The 17,247-nt window shown below is 46.9% G+C and carries 10 protein-coding genes and 1 tRNA gene; 7 read left to right on the top strand and 4 right to left on the bottom strand.

All coding sequences use genetic code 11. The features are described 5' to 3' along the window. Positions 1-6: 6 nt before the first annotated feature. On the top strand, positions 7-3,261 hold the full coding sequence (locus HQN88_RS31820; RefSeq protein ID WP_173119882.1) for a response regulator: 3,255 nt from the start codon (positions 7-9) through the stop codon (positions 3,259-3,261). A 751-nt stretch (positions 3,262-4,012) separates the two neighbouring features. Here HQN88_RS31820 and HQN88_RS31815 read toward each other — a convergent pair. The 4 genes from HQN88_RS31815 to HQN88_RS31800 form a co-directional block, all read right to left on the bottom strand. Further along, entirely contained in the window at positions 4,013-4,375 is a 363-nt protein-coding gene (locus tag HQN88_RS31815; RefSeq protein ID WP_173119880.1) for a DUF5658 family protein, read from the bottom strand. A 156-nt stretch (positions 4,376-4,531) separates the two neighbouring features. Further along, positions 4,532-4,603: transfer RNA gene (locus tag HQN88_RS31810), tRNA-Lys, on the bottom strand. Positions 4,604-4,721: 118 nt separating this feature from the next. Next, positions 4,722-6,278, bottom strand: coding sequence for an ABC-F family ATP-binding cassette domain-containing protein (locus tag HQN88_RS31805; RefSeq protein ID WP_173119878.1), 1,557 nt, complete (start codon positions 6,276-6,278; stop codon positions 4,722-4,724). A gap of 112 nt (positions 6,279-6,390) precedes the next feature. Next, on the bottom strand, positions 6,391-7,134 hold the full coding sequence (locus HQN88_RS31800) for a spermidine synthase (protein WP_246320575.1): 744 nt from the start codon (positions 7,132-7,134) through the stop codon (positions 6,391-6,393). A 259-nt stretch (positions 7,135-7,393) separates the two neighbouring features. Between HQN88_RS31800 and HQN88_RS38515 the strand changes: the two genes are divergently transcribed. From HQN88_RS38515 to HQN88_RS31770, 6 genes are all read left to right on the top strand, one after another. After that, a complete protein-coding gene (locus HQN88_RS38515; RefSeq protein WP_173119874.1) occupies positions 7,394-11,011 on the top strand; it encodes a glycoside hydrolase family 44 protein in 3,618 nt (1,205 codons plus the stop codon). A gap of 22 nt (positions 11,012-11,033) precedes the next feature. Further along, positions 11,034-11,753, top strand: coding sequence for a stalk domain-containing protein (locus HQN88_RS31790; RefSeq protein WP_173119872.1), 720 nt, complete (start codon positions 11,034-11,036; stop codon positions 11,751-11,753). A 250-nt stretch (positions 11,754-12,003) separates the two neighbouring features. After that, positions 12,004-12,900 carry a carbohydrate ABC transporter permease gene (locus tag HQN88_RS31785; protein ID WP_246320579.1) on the top strand — a complete coding sequence of 299 codons (897 nt, stop codon included), beginning with the start codon at positions 12,004-12,006 and terminating at the stop codon, positions 12,898-12,900. Then, on the top strand, positions 12,897-13,742 hold the full coding sequence (locus HQN88_RS31780; protein WP_173119868.1) for a carbohydrate ABC transporter permease: 846 nt from the start codon (positions 12,897-12,899) through the stop codon (positions 13,740-13,742). Before HQN88_RS31785 ends, HQN88_RS31780 begins: the two co-directional genes overlap by 4 nt. 80 nt (positions 13,743-13,822) lie before the next feature. After that, positions 13,823-15,586 (top strand): cache domain-containing sensor histidine kinase, encoded by a 1,764-nt coding sequence (locus HQN88_RS31775; RefSeq protein WP_173119866.1) that lies wholly within the window; start codon positions 13,823-13,825, stop codon positions 15,584-15,586. Then, positions 15,564-17,174: a response regulator transcription factor gene (locus HQN88_RS31770; protein ID WP_173119864.1), complete on the top strand. Its 1,611-nt coding sequence runs from the start codon at positions 15,564-15,566 to the stop codon at positions 17,172-17,174. Before HQN88_RS31775 ends, HQN88_RS31770 begins: the two co-directional genes overlap by 23 nt. Positions 17,175-17,247: the final 73 nt, after the last annotated feature.

The following is a 17,247-nucleotide window of genomic DNA, read 5'->3' as shown; positions in this document are numbered from 1 at the left end:
GTTCTGTTGCGTGATTTGATTGTCAATTTTGCGTTAATAACGGTCTTTGTCGTAGTTGTGGAACATTTCTTACTTGTCATGAAGCTTGATCAGAGGCCAACTTGGTTACATAAAGTCTACATAGGTTTGGCGCATGGTGCGCTTGTGGTCGTCTTGATGAATTTCAGTATTCAAATGGCGCCACAGGTGAGTTTGAATTTCCGTGGTGTCGGTTTGCTGCTAGCTGCCTATATGGGAGGAATGCTTTCTCTATTCATTACGTTTGCGTGTGTGTGGATAGCTAGATTTGTCGTGGAAGGTGCGATTTCTTTGCCGCTTTTCTTTATTGGCCTTGCAGCGATTACTGGAACTGGCATCATATTTGCCCAAGTAAAAGCGTATTGGATGAGATGGCTGTATGCGTCTACGTTCTTTTTTGCTTTTTATTATGCCATGATATGGCTCGTATTCAAGACTTCACTGGATGTTATTCTGAAATACATCAGCTATCAGTTAATTTGTGTTTTTGTAATCGCTTGCTTCATGCGGTATTTACTTCGAAATCGGGAATATAAAGGGCAGATCCGGCAGGTCGAGGAAGAATTGCTGGATATGCTGCGTTTTCAACCTGGATTCACGTTTAAGCTCCATAAACATCGTGATGAATTCGTTTACATTGTTATTGAAGGACAGCTATTGCAGATGCTGGGTCTGAAACCAAGCCAGTTTATTGGCAAGAAAATAAGTGAAGTGAATGTATTTAATGAATCTTTTCTGGCACGTATACAGCACTATTACGAAAAGGCATGGCAAGGTGAACGTGTCAATTACGAATATGACTATAACGGCTTTAATATCCTAGTCAGTCTACAGCCCGTCTATAAAGATGGTTATGTCATTGAATTGATTGGTTCTGCTTGTGATGTGACGGAGCAACGCGCTGCTTTGATTAAAGCAAGAACAAGAGATGAACAGTATCGGACCTTGGTAGAAAACTCAGAAGACTTCATATTTCGATTTCGATTGGATGGTACGATTGCTTCGTCCAATAGTAAGATGTATCTGACGTATCAGATGGATGCCGACCAAGTAAAAGGAAAGCTGCTAACCGAATTGGTCCAAATGGACGAGCCGGAGACATGGGAACTAGGGTTTGAACAAACCGTTCTGCAGCGAAAAACGCAACAGTTCGGTATTCACCTTCTCCATCCGGATGGGTCCGAGCATGCCTACAATGTGACGTTGTCACCGCTATTCACGGAAGATGAAAAGGAAATTGATGGTGTAACGGGAACGGTCCACGATATTACGGATCTGAAGAAACGCGAAGAAGCGGATCAGTCTAACAGGGCTAAGAGTCAGTTCTTGGCTAGGATGAGTCATGAAATACGAACGCCGCTCAACGGGATCATCGGTTTATCTTTACTTTTACAAAGGACAGAGCTAACTACCATTCAGCAGGATTATTTGAGCAAAATTGATTCATCCTCTAACGTTCTACTTGCTACGATTAATGATATTCTTGACTTCTCGAAGCTTGAAGCGGGTAAAATGTCCCTAGAAACGGTAGATTTCTCTCTGGAGGCATCCCTCCAAAAGGTAGCTGATCTTACGAGTGTATCGCTAGGGAAGAACCGAATCGAGATTATACTCGAAACGTCGGAGGATCTGCCTGATCTCGTCAGTGGTGATCCATTTCGCTTAGAGCAAGTGCTCATTAATCTAACGAATAATGCGATTAAGTTTACCAAGAGGGGTTATTTGAGATTGAAAGTCGCTCTAGAGGAAAAGTCAGATGAGGGGTACTTACTCTCGTTTGCCATGGAGGATACGGGCATCGGAATCTCTAAGGAGCAGCTCTCGAAGCTCTTCGTTCCGTTCTCACAAGCAGATACATCGATGAGTCGGCGATATGGGGGGACAGGCTTAGGTCTTGTCATCTGCCAACATTTGGTGCAGTCCATGGGTGGTGTTTTGCAAGTGGAGTCCACCCTTGGCCAAGGAAGTCGATTCTATTTCAACTTAATGCTAGGGAAAGCTTGTTCGGAAGAGGACGTGCAGCCAAATAGGGGGCTGCCGAATCCTAATTCTTGTCAGAATCAGCGAATTCGGATTGCCGAAGATCATCCTCTTGTTGCTAAGCATATCGCTGAATTACTTGAAGCGATGCACTTACAGACAGATCACGTAGCTACAGCGTCGGAATTGGTGGCAGCTTTAGAGAAAGATGCATGGAACGACTCGCCTGTTGACTATGTGCTTCTCGATATGCAAATGGAAGATCTCGAGTATCAGGATGGGTTAGAGCGAGTGATCGCACCTATTGACCGTTCACGTACGCAGATCATTGCGTATACGACACTGGATGGCAGGGAATGGATGTCAGAGTTGCCAGAGGCACTGCAAGCCGATGTTGTGCTTGTGAAGCCAGTAAGTAGAGCGAATCTGAAGCTGGCTATCGAGGGACTAGCTCAAAGGGAGATCCGAACGATTGCAGCGGAAACTACGCTGATGACTCACGCGGAAGCGGAGCGGGGGACGGAGTCGAAAGGGAACATTCTCGTGGTAGAAGACAATGAGATCAATCAGCTCGTCATTTCGGAGCAATTGAAGCAATTGGGCTATCATACGGTGATCGCACAGAATGGTCTTGAAGCTTTGGAATTGGCTGACAGCCAGCCATGGAAGCTGATTCTCATGGATATACATATGCCAGAGATGGATGGCTATGAGGCTACACAGAAGCTGAGGCAGCGCAAGCATTTGAACCTCGTGCCCATCGTAGCACTCACCGCGAATATGCTTATGCAAGATCGCATGCAGCTGCTGAAGCTGGGCATGAATGATTTGCTCGTTAAACCGATTACGGAACGGCAGCTGACAGATATGTTAGGGAAATGGAATCAATTGAGTTTGTTGGACCAATATCCAGGTGTAGGTGTGGAGCAATTACTGCGGAATATTGATCAGAAGCTGCATATTTTCCAGTATATGCTGGAGAGATTTAAGCAGGATTATCATAACTTCTATGATCAGCTGATCCCGTTTATAGATGGCGGGGAGCTTGTTGCGGTAAAAAGGAAGATTCACACCCTTAAAGGGATCGCTGTGAATTTCTACGCAGATGCGCTGGTGGCGGGGGTGCTCGCTATGGAGAAAGAACTGGAGAATGGCATCCATCCACAGGAAGTCATACACATTCTGAGACAAATTCAGTATGAGATTGACGCAATACTTGGACATGGCAATAGTCCCGGTATTGTATTAAGTGAAGCTCAATGACCATGTAGACTGTTGAAAGTGAAAAGACAAAAGGCCTGATGTGATGTTGACCGATGGAATGGTCGACGTGCATCGGGCCTCTATTTTTTGCGAGAAATTATAAGTTCACAAGATAAGCCGTGGTGTGTTCCTTGAATCACTTGGATATCCCTAAGCTTGCTCTAATGAAAGGTAGGGATATGCTGATTGCGAGTAGAGTTGGCGGGGAAGAGTAAAGTAGTAGGGAGTAAAGTAAAGTGAAGTAAGTGAAGTGAAGTAAAGTGAAGTAAAGTGAAGTAAAGTGAAGCAAGATAAAGTCGAGTGAAGTCAAGGGGAGTAGAAGAGAATAGAAGAGAGCGGGGGGATTAATTGTAGAAATGGAAGTGGAAATAGAAGTACAGCTATGGATTGCAGGAAGTTTTGTAAGGGTATACGTTGCTCCAGCAAATAACTGGATTTTATACATTTAAATGTCGAGATTTTCCGATCAAATTTGTAATAGATGGAAAACCTACAGTTAATATAGTGCATTTGGACAATATGAGCAGAAAGTGGTGATATTAACTTCATATTTTACAGTTAAATTGATTTTTAGAGGAAATTCCTCGTAATTAGCTGTATATTTTCCAGTTAATTCAAACGTCGCGGCAGCGTACCACCCGCACCCGCACTCGTACTCGTAACCGCGCCCCCCCAGCGCCGCCGTGGAGCCCCGCGTCTATGCCCAAATAAAAACACCCGTCCTAATAGGACGGGCTGCGAACGCTATAGGCTAGGCAGAACCAGCGACGTACGTTAGCCCATAGGAGAGCCAGACGAAATGATACACATTGACGGCTGCATAGACGATAACGGTGAGGGTTAGGCAGGGCTGAACCCACAACTTCTGGCGAATATAGGGATATATGAGCATTAGTGCAAGAGGGAATATAAGTTTCACGAGATAATACGCGATGATGTGCCATTCGTAGAGATGGCGGATGAACGGATTTGCCTCTTGAATGAGGGCTAGCTGCAAGCCGATATCGGTGAATAACGCGTCCAAAAAGCAGAGAATGAGCAGCAATACAAGCAGTTTGCTCTTAAACATGAATCGAAAAACAAGCATAGGGTTCCTCGCTTTCCGTGGCTTCATTCGGATGCGTTCCCGAGTATCGGGCAGGTCAGAGATGATGAGGACGAATCCTTCTATTGATACATAATGTATCATCTAGAGTGCAGTTTGTCCAGTTTAAAGCTGCTATGAGAAAATCCCCCTGCGATCCAATGCGGATAGCAGGGGGATTCAATATAGGCCCGGTGGGGGTCGAACCCACAACCTACCGGTTAAGAGCCGGTTGCTCTGCCATTGAGCTACGGACCTGAGATCTGCTCATTGTAACATGCTGCGTAAGGTAGGGTCAATCTATTTTGCAAAACCTGTCTTAAAATAAAGAGCTTGCCCCATCGTGATGGGGCAAGCTCTTTAAGATACGTGTGGATTAGAATACTTTCGTCGTCCACGACTCACAATTCCAAGTCTCTGTCACGACATCGCGATAGAAGTCAGGTTCATGGGAGATCAGGATGATGCTGCCCTTGTAAGCTTTCAGTGCACGCTTCAGTTCTTCCTTCGCATCGACATCCAAATGGTTTGTCGGCTCATCGAGCACGAGCAGGTTGGTTTCGCGGTTGATCAGCTTACATAGGCGGACCTTCGCTTTCTCGCCACCGCTGAGCACGACAATTTTGCTCTCGATATGTTTGGTCGTTAGTCCACAGCGAGCAAGCGCCGCGCGAACCTCGAATTGGTTCAATGAGGGGAACTCGTTCCACACTTCATCAATACACGTGTTGTTGTTGGATTCTTTAATTTCCTGTTGGAAATAGCCAACTTGTTGGTTTTCACCTTTATGCACGGAACCGGACAACGCTGGGATTTCGCCTAAAATGCTGCGCAGCAATGTCGTCTTCCCGATCCCGTTGGCACCGACGAGGGCAATTTTCTGACCGCGTTCCATACGCAGGTTAAGCGGACGGGATAACGGTGAATCGTAACCGATAACTAGATCGGTTGCTTCAAAGATGAGCTTACCTGCCGTACGTCCTTCTTTGAAGTTGAACTGCGGCTTCGGTTTCTCTTTGGCAATCTCAATGACTTCCATCTTGTCGAGCTTCTTCTGTCTGGACATCGCCATGTTACGAGTTGCAACACTCGCTTTGTTACGTTGAACGAAGTCCTTCAACTCTGAAATTTCTTGCTGTTGGCGTTTGTACGCGGACTCCAGCTGGGATTTTCTCATTTCGTGAACTTCTAGGAAATGGTCATAATCGCCGACATAGCGATTCAAGGCTTGGTTTTCCATGTGATAGATCAAGTTGATTACGCTGTTCAGGAACGGAATATCATGCGAGATGAGGATGAAGGCATTCTCGTACTCATTCAGATAACGCTTCAACCATTCGATATGCTGCTCATCCAAATAGTTCGTAGGCTCATCGAGGAGCAGGATGTCTGGCTTTTCCAAAAGAAGCTTCGCCAGCAAAACCTTCGTACGCTGCCCACCGCTCAAATCATTCACGTCTTTATCTAAGCCGATATCTGTCAGACCCAAACCGCGGGCCGTTTCTTCGATTTTGGCATCGATCATGTAGAAATCCTGATTCGTTAACGTATCTTGAATCGTTCCTACATCCTCGAGCAAACGATCAAGCTCTTCAGGCGTTACGTCGCCCATGCGGCCATACATATCGTTCATCTCTTGTTCCATATCGAATAGATACTGGAAGGCACCTTTCAACACGTCGCGCATCGTCATGCCTTTGCTAAGTACGGCATGTTGATCGAGGTAACCAACGCGCATACGCTTGGACCATTCGACTTTCCCATCGTCTGGCTGCAGCTTGCCGGTAATGATGTTCATGAAGGTGGATTTCCCTTCACCATTTGCGCCAATAAGTCCGATGTGCTCGCCTTTCAACAGGCGGAAGGATACATCGTTGAAGATCGCGCGATCCCCAAATCCGTGACTAAGTCGTTCTACGTTTAATATGCTCATGAATGACACCTTTTCTATTGAACTTTTTTGTTGATATGAATTTATGGCTTCTTACATTTTATTATAAACGATAGGAAGCAAACAACTCCCCCAGGCTAATAAAAAAAGGAAATTAAGCTTCATCCATCAGGATATGCCCATAGCCTGGCTCTATTTCGACGAAGCCAGCCATATGGCGCATGTGGCAGGTGATCGGCTTATTTTGACCCATTAAGATGATATTCTGCAGATCGCGGCGTCCCTCGGAAGGCAGGGCGAATGCTTTAACGTAGTTAAATACTTCGCTAAGTGTAGTATGAATGGCGGCAAGGAGCGGGTCATGCTCACCTTTTCCCATGAGGTTCAGGAGGATAGCACCTTCGTTTTCGAGCTTTTCCCCAGCCAGTTGGAAAAAGGTTAATGACGTTAATGACAGCGGTGTGCCCTTGTCAGTAAAAGCATCAACAAGGATGTAATCGTACGTTCGTGGAGGCTCGTTACTTAGGAGCTGCCTGCCATCTCCAATGTGCACATTGTCCTGGTTGTAGCCGAAGTAGCGCCTGCTCAGCGCCACGACATGTTCATCCAACTCCGCAACGGTGAAGCGTTTCTCTTTCAGGTGGGAAGCGATCGTGCCAATCCCGTGACCGATGAGGAATACACGTTCATAATTAGGCGCGTTCACGCTCATTAAGTGAACCATGGCTCGGGGATATTCGAAAAGTATGCGATCTGGATGCTCCAAATCCATTGCACCTTGCATGACATGATTGGAAAACTCTAAAATGCGAAAGCTCCCTTTTTCATCTGCAAAGGCAGTAGTGTCATAAATGGAGATGTCATGGTGGGCGGTTTGTTCTTTGTATAACACGTTCAACGAGGAGATCTCCTTCGATAATAAGTATGTGGACAGTATATCATAGCTGGCAATCTGAATAGCAGGACATAGGGAACGTAATGACAAGTCATAGTAGGAATCATGACCAGTTATTATGTAATTCATTACGTGGTCAGGGGAAATACAGGAGCTAAGTCTCTATCCTCTACCTTGCGATATTGTCGATAATGAATGGGATTAGCGCGAGAAAGCGTCATGCCATCATTAGCAATGTTATCCAAGACGAGGAGGTAGAAAGGTGATACAACGTAGATTTAAAAAAGCTGCTGCTGTGAGGCTGACTTTGGCTATAGCACTTGTTTTGGCTGGTTCAAATACAGCTGGCGACATAGGTAGTCTGCCAACAGCAAAAGCCGCAGGTATGCCGGCTCAATTAACGGTATATGGCGATAAGCTTGGGAGTTCCTTCAATGATTACAGCTGGGCTAACCACACCTTAACGGAGAAAAAAACGGTTCATACAGGCAGCCAATCCATTCGTATGAAACCGAATCATGACGATGGGCTGTATTTGTATAATGACCGCATTATTCGCGTGTCTGATTACCCTGTGTTGGAACTATGGTTGAGCGGCGGGCGTGCAAGTGCCCAGAAGCTAGAGATAGTCCTAAATGCTGGAGGGGAACAGGTCGCTTCCATCCCGTTGAACGAATCTTATTTTCAGGGGGGGACTTGGCAGAAGGCGACCATCGATCTAGATAAACTGAACATTCCAAACGGCATATTCGATGGGATTCTCATTCGCGGTACGACAGCGGGTCAACAGCCGGAGGTGTACATCGATGATGTAACATTAACAGGTCGTGTCGTGGAGAAAGTGGATACCGTTGTACTCACCGGTATTTCTGTAACACCGTCCCGTCTCAATTTGCTAACGGGTCAAACAGGAAATATCGCGGTAAACGCAGCGTATTCGGACGGCACTTCGGCTCCTTTGACACAGGGTGCGATCTGGAGCTCGTCAGATCCTAGCGTTGCATCGGTGGCTAATGGCACGGTTAGCGCGCTGAATGCTGGCACATCGGTGCTGTCTGTGGTGTATGGCCAAGCGCGCGCAGAGACGACAGTGCGGATCTCGGAGATTGCGCCTCCCCCCGTTCATGACGGCCAAGCGGCGATGCACATTTATGAAGATGAACTGAGTGACGTTTTTCAAGATTACAGCTGGGCACAGCATAATCTAAATGATTCATCTGTTGTTCACACGGGATCCAAAGCAATCTCTTTCAATCCAAGCGGTCAAGGCGGCTTATACCTGTATAAGGGGAATGGAGCGGTTCAGGTGAAGGATTACGACCGCCTCGAATTCTGGATTAATGGAGGGGACTCTGGTGCACAGCAGCTGGAACTGGTATTTAACGCTGGCGGTCAAGCTGCGGCGAGGGTGAATATTGGCAGTCTGATCGAAGGCGGTAAAATTCCTGCCAACGGCTGGACAAAGGTACAGCTTCAGCTGCCGGAACTGCACATCACGGATCAGTTATTCGATGGTTTGCTATTTAGCGGCTTAAGCGCAGGTGAACAAGGTACCGTATATCTCGATGATATTCGCTTGCTAGAGAAGTATGTCGCGCCTCCCGTATTGGTGGAAGGCGTCCTGTCTCAATACGGCATGGTGCTAGCTCCTGGCGACAACGCCAAGCTTATTTATGAGGCTCGTTACTCGAATGACACCAGTGCTGATGTGAGCGGCCAAGCGATATGGACCACAAGCGATCCTGGGATTGTCACCGTAGATAAAGGTGTGTTGAAGGCTGCAGGAAGTGGCTTAGCGAAGCTGACTGCTGTTTATGGCACAGCATCGGCTTCCATGTACGTACAGGTCGTTCCAGTCACACCTGAAGCTGTCTATCAGGATGGATTGGCTGAGGGGTACGATACGTGGAGTTGGGGAACGAATAATTTCGCTAATGTGCAGCCAACAGCATCGGGAGCGAAGTCCATTTCCTTTCTAGCCCAAGGGTATGACGGTATTTGGTTGCATCGCAATACGAAGATGGATCTCGATCATTATTATGGCTTAACGTTGAAGGTTCACGGCGGCTCCGTGGGTGGACAGAAGCTGCATGTGAACTTGATGGACAATCGAAGTTTCGTCGGGGAGCTTAATCTCGACAGCGTGCTGCCAGATGGCGTACCCGCCAATCAATGGACGGAGGTTAAGCTGAAATTTGCTGACCTAGGTATCCGTGAGCTAACGTTCGATGGCATTGTCGTATCGGCGTGGGGCGAGCATGATCAAGGAACGGTCTATTTTGATGACATTAACATGCTGAAGACCACATCGGTCGTTAGCTTGCCTGATCCAGAGCTTCCAACCGTCCAAGTAACGATTGACTCAACGAAAGGGCGTCGCGCCTTAAGTCCTGGTATTTTTGGTGTTAATTTCGAGGATAACCCTTCGGAAGGGCACTCCACGATGAATGTGCCAGTCAAACGCTGGGGCGGCAATGCGATGACCCGTTATAACTGGGAAATCGATACGACGAACCGTGGCGGCGACTGGTACTTCCTGAACATTGCGAATGATAACACGGATCCGTCAAAGCTGCCGAACGGTTCCTTGTCAGACCGATTCATTCAGGATTCCAAAAATACGGGCACAGAGGTCTTGCTACAGGTACCGACGATTGGCTGGACACCGAAGAGTCGTGATACGAGCTGGAGCTTTTCAATTGGTAAGTATGGCCCGCAACAAGGCAACGAGTGCGATTGGCACGAAGCTTGGTGCCGCAAAGATGCCGGAAATGGGAGGAATAAGGATGGCAGTTATTTGACAGGCAACGATCCTAGGGATACGTCCAAGCAGGTCAGCTTTGATTTCGTGAAGCGATGGGTCCAGCATCTCCAACAGCGCTTTGGTTCTTATGTGCACAACTATGCGCTCGATAATGAGCCTATGCTGTGGCCGCATTCCCATTGGGATGTTCACCCGCAAATGACAACCTATGATGAGGTTTGGACTTATACGCAAGACTATGCTCAGGCGATTAAGCAGGCAGATCCAGAGGCTAATATCTTCGGTCCTGTTCCTTGGGGCTGGTGTGAGTATTTCTACTCGGCGAAGGATGGCTGTTCACCTGGCAAGGATATGGAAGATCATAACAACAAGCCTTATTTGGAGTGGTTTTTGGGCAAAGTAGAGGATCATCGCCTGCAAACTGGTCAACGATTGGTCGACACGCTCGATATTCACTATTACCCAGCTGAAAATAATGTAGCTTTCTCCAGCGATGAATCCAAACTGATGACGAAGCGACGCTTTGACTCCTTGAAGTCGTTGTACGATCCGAATTTCACGGATCCGTCCTCGTGGATTCAAGAACCCGTGAACCTGATACCACGGATGCATGAACTCATTGCGAATAACTCGCCGGGGATGAAGCTATCTATCTCCGAATATAACTTCGGAGACGGAACAGGTATTGGCAGTGGACTTGCGCAAGCTGAGGCGCTTGCCTTATTCGCTCGCGAAGGCGTCGATTATGCCATGCGTTGGGGAGCGCTTCTTGGCAATACGCCACTGGAGGACGCGTTCAAGTTGTACTTGGATTATGACGGTCAAGGCAGCCGCATTGAAGGTGAAGTTGTCAGCGCAACGAGCTCCAACCTGAATACGATAGGCGCTTATACGATTGTATCGCCGCAAGGCAAGCAATACGTGTTGCTGTTCAATAAAGATACTGCTCCGCGTGAGGCCAAGCTGCAGTCGGATTTATCGCTGAATGAGGCAGCATCTGTCTACCGATTTGATGCACAAAAGCGTCTTGCCCCAGCAGGAACCGTTCAAGGAACAGACCAAGGTCTTTCCGTGAAGTTGCCAGCGATGTCTGCAACACTAATTGTCATCCCTTAAACTAGCGAAGGAGGAACCGTAGATGAATAAACGTTTGCGAAACAAAGGAATCGTTATCTCTACACTAACCGTTATGTTCACTCTCTTTTTGACGCAGATGAGCTTTGGTGCAGGTTCATTAACGGAAATTAAAGTCTTTTTGAACACAGGTATCAAGGTTATGTTGAACGGAAAGCCCTTTGAACCGACGGACAAGGATGACGGCACCAAGCTTGTTCCGATCACATACAGAGGTTCAACGTATCTACCGATGCGAGCGGTAGCCGAAGCTGCAGGGATTCAAGTTACCTGGGACCCTCAAACGGAAACGGCCTACTTGGGTGAAGTAGGTGGCAATGTGGCTCCGAACTCGATTAGTTACATCAAAGCATCACCCGAATTTGTTTACAATGGGAATGCGACGTATCGCTTGGCAAGCAGAACACCAGAGGAGTTGGCAACCACTGACGGAACTATACTGAACTATGGGTATGTGACTGGAGGCAGTCGTTCGGTCAATTTGGAGGTCACAACGGATTTCCAATACGATAAATTTAAAGCTAAGATTTGGGCGGCAGATACCCTAACTAAAGATGATTTGCAGGTAAAGGTCATGGATGAACATAATGTTACGGTGAAGGAACTGAAAGTGAAGTGGGGTCAAATCACAGAGTTGGAGCTCAATGTCAAAGATACGAAGGCCCTTCGAATCTATGTGCAAGGCGATAGAAGCATTGTTGGTGAACCGATGTTAGGAAAATAATCCTTAATTGACATTAAACAATAGAAGTATCCTCCTCAGCAGAAAAGCGAGGAGGATTTTTTTGTTCATAACGGGGGTTGTGTTCGATTGGGATGAAGTTGTGTTCAATCCTCTCATTTTCTTGGGGGGAGGGCTCTTTTATACTGATGGTAGATGAAATTACTATTAGAAAAGGGTGAGCCCCAATATGCGTACACAACCTACGACAAATTCTAGTAAGCATGCCCAGAAGAGGTTCGCCGCCTTTAATATGAAGGGCCGCTGGGAATCGCCTATAGCAGGATATTTGTTCATCTCTCCATGGCTGCTTGGCTTCTTGCTCTTAACCTTATGGCCGATGATCCGGTCGGTTTATTATTCCTTTACCAAGTTTACTTTGCTGGACGCTCCTGACTGGATCGGCTTGAGAAACTATGAACGCATCTTCGCCGACGATGAAACATTTAGACAGTCACTCACTGTTACGCTGCTGTTCGTAGTAATCTCGGTGCCGCTCAAGCTGGTGACTGCTCTGTTGGTTGCTATGCTGCTCAATAAGAACATAAAGGGTATTTCTGTTTATCGTACATTTATTTATTTACCGTCTCTGATTGGAAGCAGTATCGCTGTAGCAGTTTTATGGAAAAATATTTTCGGAATCGACGGCTTTATCAATAAGTTTTTGGGCATTTTCGGAGTGGAGGGGATCAGTTGGATTAGCAGTCCCGGTACGGCTCTTGGCACGCTAATTATTTTGGTGGCGTGGCAATTCGGCTCTTCCATGGTCATTTTCCTTGCAGGTTTGAAGCAAATTTCAAATGAGCTATACGAGGCTTCATCAGTCGATGGTGCATCGAAGCTCAGACAATTTTTCAACATTACATTGCCTATGCTTTCCCCAGTGCTGCTGTTCAATCTGGTGTTGCAGACAATCGGCTCATTCCAAATGTTCACACAGGCATTCATCATTACGAAAGGCGGTCCGATTAACTCTACGTACATGTATGCCCTATATTTGTACGAGAGAGCCTTCGCTCGCTATGATATGGGGTACGCTTCAGCATTAGCTTGGATTCTGCTAGTTATTATCGGGATCGCAACTGCCCTGATCTTCGCATCGTCCCGCTATTGGGTATTCTATGAGACAGAAGGAGGCCGCAAGAAATGACAATCATGCAACGCCGGACTCTCGGCTCACATATCTTCTTGGCCATTTTCAGTATCGTTATGGTCTATCCAATTCTCTGGTGGGTTGGTGCTGCCTTCAAATCTAATGACGAGATGAGCTCACCTAATTTGTTCCCAAGTGTATGGCTGTGGAGCAACTTCACCGAAGGCTGGGTCGCTCTGCCGAAATATACGTTCACACACTTCTACATTAACTCTTTTGAGCTTATCGCGGGCGTACTGATTACATCGGTGCTTTCCTGTAGTCTCGTCGCTTTCGGCTTTGCCCGTCTTGACTTTCCGCTCAAAAATGTCTGGTTTTCTATTCTGATGGTCACGTTGATGCTGCCTAGTCAGGTGACGTTGGTTCCGCAGTATATTATGTTCAATACCTTCGGTTGGATTAATACGTACCTGCCGTTCTATGTCCCGCATGCATTAGCTGGTGGTATCGGTGGACCGTTCTTTATTTTCTTACTCATTCAGTTCATTCGGGGACTTCCGAAGGATTTGGATGAATCGGCTAAGATTGACGGCTGCAGTTGGTTCGGCATTTACTGGCGCATCATCTTGCCACTCACGAAGCCTGCACTTGTCACGGTAGCCATCTACTGCTTCCTATGGAACTGGGATGATTTCTTCGGTCACCTGTTGTATATCAACTCGGTAGATAAATATACGGTAGGGCTTGCACTCAAATTGTTTGTAGACAGTCAATCTGCGTTGCCTTGGGGGCAACTGCTGGCGATGTCACTCCTATCCATTGTTCCTTCGTTAATTATCTTCTTTATGGCTCAACGTCATTTTGTGGACGGCATTGCTTCCGGTGCGGTGAAGGGGTAAGATTTGGAGAGCTACTGAAGAAGCTGCGATATGTGCAGCTTTTTTGGCTTTTATGATTACTGCCTGAAGGGAGAGTCTTGATGAATTTATTCAAACGCGTGCGGATTGACCGCTTGTTTTTCAGGAGCTTCGCTTCATTTCTCTCAATCCTGTTGCTCATCTTTACATGGATCAGCTACAATGTAACGTCGCGGGAGCTGGCGGATACGTCATCCTACTACCAACAAGATATGCTCAACGAGTTGAATAAGCAGATTGATATCCAGCTGAAATCGATCGAACAAATGTCGCTGGCTGCCTCCCGAAATATGAATACGATTGGCTATGATCCCTTCGAAAAGGATCCGTTCGAGTTATTTCATCGAAGGGACGATATGCTTAGGATGCTGGCTAGCATCACCTACAGCACGACGATGGTACAGTCTATCTACTTATATATAGATAACCCTACGAAGACCGATCCACAGGCTCCAGTGCAAATTCTCGATATGGCGCATGTCAGAGAGGAGCCATGGTATCCCGAGATTGAGAAATCAGACTTTACTTGGGTTGGGGAGCGGACGCTCCCAACCAATAAAGGTCCGCAACGATTTATCAGCTTCGCTCGCAAGCTATATAACACTTCGGACAAATACTACGGTCTGCTGATGCTTAACGTAAAAGCGTCCGCCATCGAAAGCCTTGTTCGCGGGGAGTCCGAAGGCAAAGAGAGAAATCGGTTGCTATTGGATGCCAGTGGCAGGACGATCGCGACGATTGGAAAACCGACATTAAGTGAATCGGAGCTCCAGCTCATTGGCAGCAAGGACATGGTATCGGATTATATACACCTTCCTGACAATCAGGGGGAGGGGGCTCTTCTCGTATGGAGCAAGCTGCGATCCGACTGGATGCTGATTGAAGTCACCCCTTGGAAAGATATTGTGCACGGCAGTATCCGTCTGGCTTATATTTTAGTCTCCGTCGGTCTGACGGCTATTTGCATCACCGCCTTCTTTACACTGTTCCTATCAAGGCAATTCACGAAGCCGATTAGTCTGCTGCTTGCGCGAATGGGGCGTGTGCCGGCTACGGGAGCAGCAATGGATTTACCTACCGACTATAGGAATGAGTTCGGGAGTCTATTTAACGGCTACCGCAGGCAAATGGAGCGGATTGAAGAACTGCTGAAATCGCTGCGATCACAGCATAAGCGCCAGCGAGAAGCAGAGATATTGGCGCTGCAAGCCATGATTAATCCTCATTTTTTATACAATACCTTGGATCAGCTGAACTGGATTGCCATCGATTCCGGACAAGAGAAAATCAGTGCAATTGTATCGCTAATGGGTAAGATGTTTCGAATCGGACTATCCAACGGAGAGACGGTTATTCCGATTCGGGATGAGCTGACACACGTGGATTGCTACTTGCAGATTCAAAAAATCCGCTGGGGAGAACGCCTTACGTACGCCATAGATGTAGATGAGGATATGAAGGATCTATTTATTCCACGTTTAACGATTCAGCCATTTGTGGAGAATGCATTCATTCATGGTTTTCATGGCAGAAGGGCTGGCAACGTTAACATCACCCTAAGACGTAAGGAAACCGAAGTAGAAATTATCATTACCGATAATGGTGTCGGACTGAAGACAGATTGGAATCTACCCAAGCCGCGCAAAACCGGAGGCTATGGGGTTAGGAATGTTATGGAACGAATAGCTGCCTATTTCGGGCAGCCCTACGGAGTTACGATGCGAGACAGAGATGAGGGAGGAACGGAAGTGGTCCTGCTGCTGCCTGTTCTGCACAATAAAACAGAAGTGGAGGAAGCATTCCATGTGGAGAATACTTATTATTGATGATGATTTTCAAGTGCTAGAAGGGATGAAGAAATCGATCCCTTGGGAGCGGTTAGAGGCGGAATGGGTAGGAGAAGCGATGGATGGGCAAGAGGGACTGTTGAAGGTCAAGGAAACCAGCCCAGATATTATCATCACCGACATTTATATGCCAGTAATGAACGGACTTGAGATGATCGAACAGCTGAAGCAGGTGGGATTTCAGGGTGAAATCATCATTCTCAGTGGATATTCCGATTTTCAGTATGCACGCCAGGCGCTGCGATTACAGGTTAATGATTACTTGTCGAAGCCGGTTACGATGGATGAGTTGGGCAGTGTGCTGGAACGGGTAATCGGTGAGCTGGAGGCCAAGGAACTGGCGAAGCTGGAGCAAGAGGAAACGCAGCGCAGATTGATGATGTACGAGCCCTTCGTGCAGAAGGAATGGCTGAAGTCTGTCGTCACTGGAACACTCGGACGTGCTATGGCGGAGCAAAGTATGGAGCCCGTCGTCGATAAAGCGTGGCTAAGACAGAAGCATCTAATTGTAGGCATCGAATTGATGGGGACCATCCGTGTCTCGAACCTGACCTTAACGGATTGGAGCTTGTTCCGGTTCGCTTTGGCTAATATCATCTGTGAAGTGCTGGAGCGGGATTGGCCCCAATCGGAGTTCATCGAGCTGCATAGCCATCATGCTGCTATTATCTTTCATATCCCTTTAGAGCAATCGGATGAAGAGGCACGAGCATGTATAAGGCGTATTGGCGAGCATATCACCGAATATACCCAAACCTATTTGAAACTAAGTATCCGTATCGGAATAGGGAGTATACAGACAGACTGGGGACAGCTCTCGAACTCAACAGAAGAGGCCTTCTTGGATCTACTGCAGCAAACGTTGGCCGGAGATCAGGAGACTCGCTTGCCTAAGCTGGATGTGACAACTTCAAGTTCCACAATACGGCCGATTAAGTTTTATCAAGAACTGGCTGAGGCTATCGTGTATGCAAAAGAGGAGGAAACGCTTGCGATTGTTGACGCCTATTTGGAGCAGCTTCGTCAGATGCCTTCCGTAACGCCGATGTATCTACAATACTTAAGTTCGGAGCTGTGGACGATTCTCGCCTATTCGTTATACAGCACTGGCGTAGTACTAGACGACTTGTTCCCCGGATTGCCAGCAAGCCAGGAAATAACTAAGATCCAAACGATCGACGAACTGCGCGATTGGCTTGAGAGTAAAATCTCCGGTATTTCCTCACAACGTGGCTGGAGCGAGCATTCCAAACATAAGGAAGCTATTGATTTCATGATTCATTATGCGCATGAGCATTATGCAGAGGACATCGCTTTGGAAGATCTGTCCAAACAACTGTATCTAACTCGCAATTACTTGAACCGGATGTTCAAAAAAGCGACGGGAGAAACTTTTACGAATTATTTGATTCGTGTGCGTTTGGAGAAAGCCAAAGTATTGCTGGCGGAAGGCAAGCATATGATTTACGAAATATCGGAAAAAGTAGGTTACAAAAATGTGGCGTACTTCAGTTCCATTTTCAAAAAGCACTATGGAATGAATCCTAGCGAGCTCGGTAAGAAGTAGGTTGTGCTCGATTGTGGTAGAAATGTGTTCATTACCCTTATTTTTATTGGAGCCTTCCATTCATATAATGAAG

This window comes from Paenibacillus qinlingensis, assembly GCF_013204845.1.
Lineage (GTDB): Bacteria > Bacillota > Bacilli > Paenibacillales > NBRC-103111 > Paenibacillus_E > Paenibacillus_E qinlingensis.
Note: the sequence above shows the minus strand (reverse complement) of the source record. Positions and strands in the feature narration are given on the sequence as shown.